Genomic DNA, 5,450 nt, shown 5'->3' with positions numbered 1-5,450 from the left:
CAAGCCGGAGGTCTCTCCACTACGATGTAGAACTCGTCCAGTCCTCCACCGTAGGTGGAGGTTTACTTTGATTACAAGCGAAGGGCGGCTCGATAGCCGCCCTGGCTGTTTGATTACTGCTGTGCCGGCTGGACTGGCGCCGCAGGCGGCTCGCTTCCTGCGGTCGAGCCGGAGCTTTGGTTGAAGTACCTGAAGAACTGCGAGTCCGGGCTAAGAACCATCGTCGTTCCCTTGTCACTCAATGCTGCCGTATAGGCCCGCATGGAACGATAGAACTCGAAGAACCCAGGATCGCGAGCGAAGGCTTCTCCAAAGATCCGATTGCGCTGCGCATCACCCTCACCGCGAATGATTTCCGCGTCGCGCTGGGCTTCCGACACCAGTTCGACCACCTGACGATCAGCTATGGCGCGGCGCCGCTGACCCTCCTCGTTACCACGGGCACGGATCAGTTCTGCTTCGGCGAGACGTTCAGCCTTCATGCGCTGGTAAGTCTGCTGCGAGACTTCACGCGTCAGATCGGTGCGACGGATGCGAACATCGCGAATGTTCAGACCAAGGCTTTCCGCAGCAGCCTGGAGGTCAGCACGAACTTCCTGCATCATCGCGGAACGTTCGTCGGAAAGGGCTGCGCTGAAGTTCCGCAGACCGTAGACGCGGCGTAGAGCAGCATCGAGACGCGTGCGCAGACGCGATTCGGCGGCGTTACGATCGCCGGATACAGTGCCGCGGAAGCGACCGGCATCGGAGATCTGGTAGACCACGAAGGCATCGACTTCATAGAAGGCGCCGCCGCGAACCTGTACGCGGATATTGTCGATATCGAAACGCAGTGCGCGGTTTTCGATATACTGCACGCGATCTGCATCCATGAAGGCGAATGGAAGCTTGAAGTACAGGCCAGGCTCAGACTTAACCGACTGGATCTGACCGAAGCGAACAACAATGGCCTGCTCGCGCTCGTTCACGACAAACACTGACGAATATGCAAGGAACAGCACAAGGCCAAGTCCTACGAGGATGGCCGGGAGACGACTGGAGTTCATGGACGGCCTCCCTGGTTCGCGTTGGTCGAGCCCGCATTCGGACGAATCATTTCATTGAGCGGCAGGTAGGGAACAACGCCCTGCTTGTCGTCAAGAATGATTTTGTTCGAATTCTTCAATACATTTTCCATGGTTTCCAGGAAGATGCGTTCACGCGTCACATCCGGGGCAAGCTTGTAAGCATCGTAGATGGACACGAAACGCTGTGCTTCACCGGTCGCCTCATTCACAACGCGATCCTTGTAGGCAGAAGCCTCTTCGCGAACCTGTGCCGCCTGACCACGTGCCTGACCAAGCTTCTGGTTGGCATACTGGTTGGCTTCTTCTACGAAACGATCCTCATCCTGCTCGGCGCGCTGCACTTCTTCGAAGGCATCGGCGACTTCGCGCGGCGGCGCTGCATCTTCGATCGGAACGGCATTGATCGCAAGACCGGCCCCATAGGAATCCATGGTGCCCTGAATGATATCGCGAACTTCAGTGGAGATCTGTTCGCGCGCATTGCGGAACACATCCTGCGCCGGACGACGGCCAACGACTTCACGCATGGCGCTTTCGGCAACCTGCTGCAGCGTTGCGTTTGGGCTTTCGAGGTTGAAGAGATAGGCGCGCGGATCGGTTACCGTAAACAGTACCGAGAACTGCACATTAACGATATTCTGGTCGCCGGAAAGCATAAGGCCCTCGGCGGAATTCGCATTGCCGCGCCCACCAATGTTTTGCTGCTGCTCGGTAACCTTTACGATTTCAACGGTCTCGACCGGCCAGAAATGCCAGTGGAGGCCGGGCGCTGAAACTTCGACCTTCGGCTTTCCGAAGCGAAGCTCCACGCCGCGCTCATCCGGCTGAACCGTGTAGACCGACTGGAATGCCACGAATGCCAGAATGACGAGGAGAACAATTGCAAACGCGCCTCCGTTGAACCCGCCGGGCACCGCTCCGCGCAGCCGGTCCTGGCTACGACGAATGATATCCTCCAGGTCCGGCGGTCCGCCGTTACCCCCTCCATTACCGCCACCGCCACCTCGGGGGCGATTGGGGCCTTGCCCCCAAGGCCCCTGATTATTGCCGCCGCCCCCCCAGGGACCGCCGCCATTCTGATTGCTCCAAGGCATCAAAACCTCTTTGTTCGTGAAAATCCACCCTCGATCAACCGCGCCGGAACTTGCGGCAGCCGGGTCTTGCCTCGTTATAGGTATGAGCAACACCGCTTTCAACGCGCCAAGGGGTCACTTCGCAGTGTTTGGTAACGAAATGTTTCAAATGGCCGCAGGCCGACGCCGATAAACGGCAAAAACCGTCGGAAAATTGTCCTTCTCACCCGCCGGAACCGGTTCTCTTTCCACACATTCGAATATGCGGTCATCAACCACTGGAAAGAACGTGTCGCCATCTTCGATCACCACATCCACATGGGTGAGATACAGGCGATCGGCGAGCGGCAGGGCCTGCGCATAGATCTCGCCACCACCGATCACCGCTATTTCGCGGGCATTTGTCTCCACGGCAATCTCTTGCGCCCGCTGCAAAGCCCTGGCGAGGGAATCAACGATTTCGATACCATCCACCGCAAACGCAGGATCCCGTGTCACGACCACATGCGGGCGGCCGGGAAGCGGGCGTCCGCCGAAACTCTCGAAGGTCTTGCGGCCAACGATGACCGGATTTCCCAACGTCATCGCCTTGAAACGCCTGAGATCTGTCGACAGCTTCCACGGCATGTCGCCATTGCGACCGATTACCCTATTGGTGGACACCGCCGCAATGAGAACGATCGGCTTTTTTACGTCATAGCCCATCACACGGCCACCTTGGCCTTGATATGCGGATGCGCCTCATAGCCTACTAGATTGAAGTCATCAAAAGTGAAGCCGAAGAGATCGGTCACGCACGGATTTATCTCCATACGTGGCAGTGGCTTAGGCTCGCGCTGCATCTGGATTTCGGCCTGCTCGAAATGGTTCGAATAGATATGGGCATCGCCCAGCGTATGGATAAACTCGCCCGGCTTGTAGCCCGTAACCTGCGCCACCATCATCGTCAGCAGCGCGTAAGAGGCGATGTTGAATGGAACGCCGAGGAAGATATCCGCAGAACGCTGATAAAGCTGACAGGAGAGCCGATCTCCTGAAATGTAGAACTGAAAAAGGCAATGACAGGGCGGAAGCGCCATATCGTCCACCTGGGCAGGGTTCCAAGCAGAAACAATGTGGCGGCGTGAGTTCGGGTTTTTCTTGATCGCACCTACGAGATTGGCAATCTGGTCAATATGCCCGCCATCAGGCTTTGGCCATGAACGCCATTGATAGCCGTAGACCGGACCCAGATTCCCCTGCTCATCCGCCCATTCGTCCCATATCGAAACACCGTTTTGCTTCAGATAAGCAATGTTTGTATCGCCCTTCAGGAACCACAGCAGTTCGTGGATGATGGATCGCAGATGCAGCTTCTTCGTCGTGACGATCGGAAACCCGTACGCAAGATCGAAACGCATTTGATAGCCGAAAACGGAGCGCGTGCCGGTTCCGGTCCGGTCTCCACGATCGGTTCCGGTTTCCATGACATGGCGAAGAAGGTCGAGATACTGTTTCATGACAGGCCTGTAGATTCTGCTGGAGCGCGATTATAGGCTCGAAGCCCGCAAACGATAGTGCTCGCGCGTCTTATCCACGCTGCTTTGCCAATTGTATGAAGGGAATGCACAATCTCCCCTTTTCATCGCGCAGAGAAACACCTATATCAGATCTGCCGGAGCTCGCTCCGGCTATGGCGATAAATGGTCGGTGTAATAAACCTATTGGACCCGGGGGCGGTACCCGGCGCCTCCACCAAAAACCGGTCGGTCAGCGAACGAGTCTCGGACCGGCTTTTGATGGGGGCGAAATAGGATCGACAAGGGCGTAAAGATCGTACTTTTGCTCGGCATGATACCGCCGTTATCGGGTCACAAGTGTAGTTGCAAACGACAACAACGCTAAGGGTTACGCTCTCGCTGCCTAATGGCGGTGCGGGAAACCCGCTCCAAGTCCTCTAGGTTAGCCCCTTGAGGCGGGGTCCGAAGGCACCTGGCAACAGAAGCCTTCACCTTCCTGCTTCACGTGTTTTTCGCTATCTTCGTCATGACTCGTATATCCGGGGCTTCCGCATGAGAATTTGCTGGCTTATAACGGGCAGACAAATCGCAGGAAAAACATCGAACTGATTGGAAGACAATGACGATGGGTCAGGATCATATCCGTTACGACATTCTGGCACAGGACGCCCTTCGCGGCGTTATTCGCAAGGTTTTGTCAGAAGTGGCTGCCACCAGCCGCCTGCCGGGCGACCATCATTTTTTCATCACGTTCCTGACTGGCGCCCCAGGTGTTCGGATTTCGACTCATTTGAAAGACAAGTATCCGGAACAAATGACAATCGTCATTCAGCACCAGTTTTGGGATCTGAAAGTATCCGATACGCATTTCGAGATCGGTCTTTCGTTCTCGGATACGCCCGAGCGGCTCTACATTCCATTCAACGCTATACGCGGTTTCTACGATCCCTCCGTGAACTTCGAACTTGAATTCGAGGTTCCGCTGGCGGATGAGGAAGAGGCTTCTGCAGAGATCACGGCCTATCCTGCGGATGCTGTGGCCAAGCCTGCCTCCGAGGAAGAAGCAAAGTCTGATGACGACAAGAAGCCCGGCACGGGTTCCGTTGTCTCGCTGGACTCCTTCCGCAAGAAGCACTGAATACTATGCCCGGGTGCTGCCATGTGTGCTGACATTATCAACCTGAAATCGGCCCGCAAGGTCAAGGCTCGCTCCGAAAAGGAGAGGCAAGCAGAGCAGAACCGCATCACATTCGGCAGAACCAAACAGGAAAAATCTCTGACCAGGGCATTGAACGAGAAAGCGTCAAAGCAGCTTGATCAAGGCAAACTGGAAAAGAACGACGAGGCTGACTAAGTGTCGGCCTCTTGTCACGTCTTCAGCGCACCATACGATGGCGTGAGCACGCTGTCATGATCCGCAAGCATTCCGCGACCCTCCATGGACACCGTACAAGCTTCAGTCTTGAGGATGCTTTCTGGGACGAACTGAAGCTTATCGCGAAAACGCGCCAGATTAGCCTTGCGGGCCTAATTGCTGAAATCGATGATAATCGCGAGGCCGAGAGCAATCTGTCTTCCGCGCTCAGGGTTTATGTCATGCAGTGGATCAAGGCACAGCACACGTAACCAGTTTCTGCCAGCTACGGTGTTAGAGTATCGGGTTTAATGTCTGGCGCTTTTCCAGTAGCCTTGAGCTGATCGTATTTGGACCTGAACTCAGGGTTCAAAGGGCACACAACTAGAGCTGGATGAATTTAGTTGGAATCGGATTTTGGGTTCCGGTTTTGATGCAAATCAGATTTATGTTCTGT

At 55.6% G+C, this 5,450-nt stretch carries 7 protein-coding genes and 1 other RNA gene; 4 read left to right on the top strand and 4 right to left on the bottom strand.

The window, feature by feature from the left end; all coding sequences use genetic code 11:
- Nucleotides 1-113: 113 nt before the first annotated feature.
- The 4 genes from hflC to MUU53_RS22875 form a co-directional block, all read right to left on the bottom strand.
- Nucleotides 114-1,046: a protease modulator HflC gene (gene hflC / locus MUU53_RS22890; protein ID WP_247262903.1), complete on the bottom strand. Its 933-nt coding sequence runs from the start codon at nt 1,044-1,046 to the stop codon at nt 114-116.
- Nucleotides 1,043-2,161: an FtsH protease activity modulator HflK gene (hflK, locus tag MUU53_RS22885; protein ID WP_247262902.1), complete on the bottom strand. Its 1,119-nt coding sequence runs from the start codon at nt 2,159-2,161 to the stop codon at nt 1,043-1,045. The genes hflC and hflK overlap by 4 nt, the downstream gene beginning before the upstream one ends.
- A 144-nt stretch (nt 2,162-2,305) precedes the next feature.
- Complete coding sequence (locus MUU53_RS22880) at nt 2,306-2,845, bottom strand: dihydrofolate reductase (protein ID WP_247262901.1); 540 nt, start codon at nt 2,843-2,845, stop codon at nt 2,306-2,308.
- Entirely contained in the window at nt 2,845-3,639 is a 795-nt protein-coding gene (locus MUU53_RS22875; protein ID WP_247262900.1) for a thymidylate synthase, read from the bottom strand. The genes MUU53_RS22880 and MUU53_RS22875 overlap by 1 nt, the downstream gene beginning before the upstream one ends.
- 115 nt (nt 3,640-3,754) lie before the next feature.
- On the opposite strand from MUU53_RS22875, the gene ssrA reads away from it, so the two are divergent.
- The 4 genes from ssrA (at nt 3,755) to MUU53_RS22855 (ending at nt 5,265) form a co-directional block, all read left to right on the top strand.
- Nucleotides 3,755-4,132, top strand: a transfer-messenger RNA (tmRNA) gene (gene ssrA / locus MUU53_RS22870).
- 132 nt (nt 4,133-4,264) lie between these two features.
- Nucleotides 4,265-4,777, top strand: coding sequence for an SspB family protein (locus MUU53_RS22865; RefSeq protein WP_247262904.1), 513 nt, complete (start codon nt 4,265-4,267; stop codon nt 4,775-4,777).
- Nucleotides 4,778-4,798: 21 nt separating this feature from the next.
- On the top strand, nt 4,799-4,993 hold the full coding sequence (locus tag MUU53_RS22860) for a DUF4169 family protein (RefSeq protein ID WP_247262899.1): 195 nt from the start codon (nt 4,799-4,801) through the stop codon (nt 4,991-4,993).
- Nucleotides 4,994-5,049: 56 nt separating this feature from the next.
- Nucleotides 5,050-5,265 carry a ribbon-helix-helix domain-containing protein gene (locus MUU53_RS22855; RefSeq protein WP_247262898.1) on the top strand — a complete coding sequence of 72 codons (216 nt, stop codon included), beginning with the start codon at nt 5,050-5,052 and terminating at the stop codon, nt 5,263-5,265.
- Nucleotides 5,266-5,450: the final 185 nt, after the last annotated feature.

The organism is Affinirhizobium lemnae (genome assembly GCF_022968395.1).
Taxonomy (GTDB): Bacteria; Pseudomonadota; Alphaproteobacteria; order Rhizobiales; family Rhizobiaceae; genus Neorhizobium; species Neorhizobium lemnae.
The sequence above is the reverse complement of the archived record's forward strand: the minus strand, read 5'-3'. Positions and strand labels throughout refer to the sequence as shown.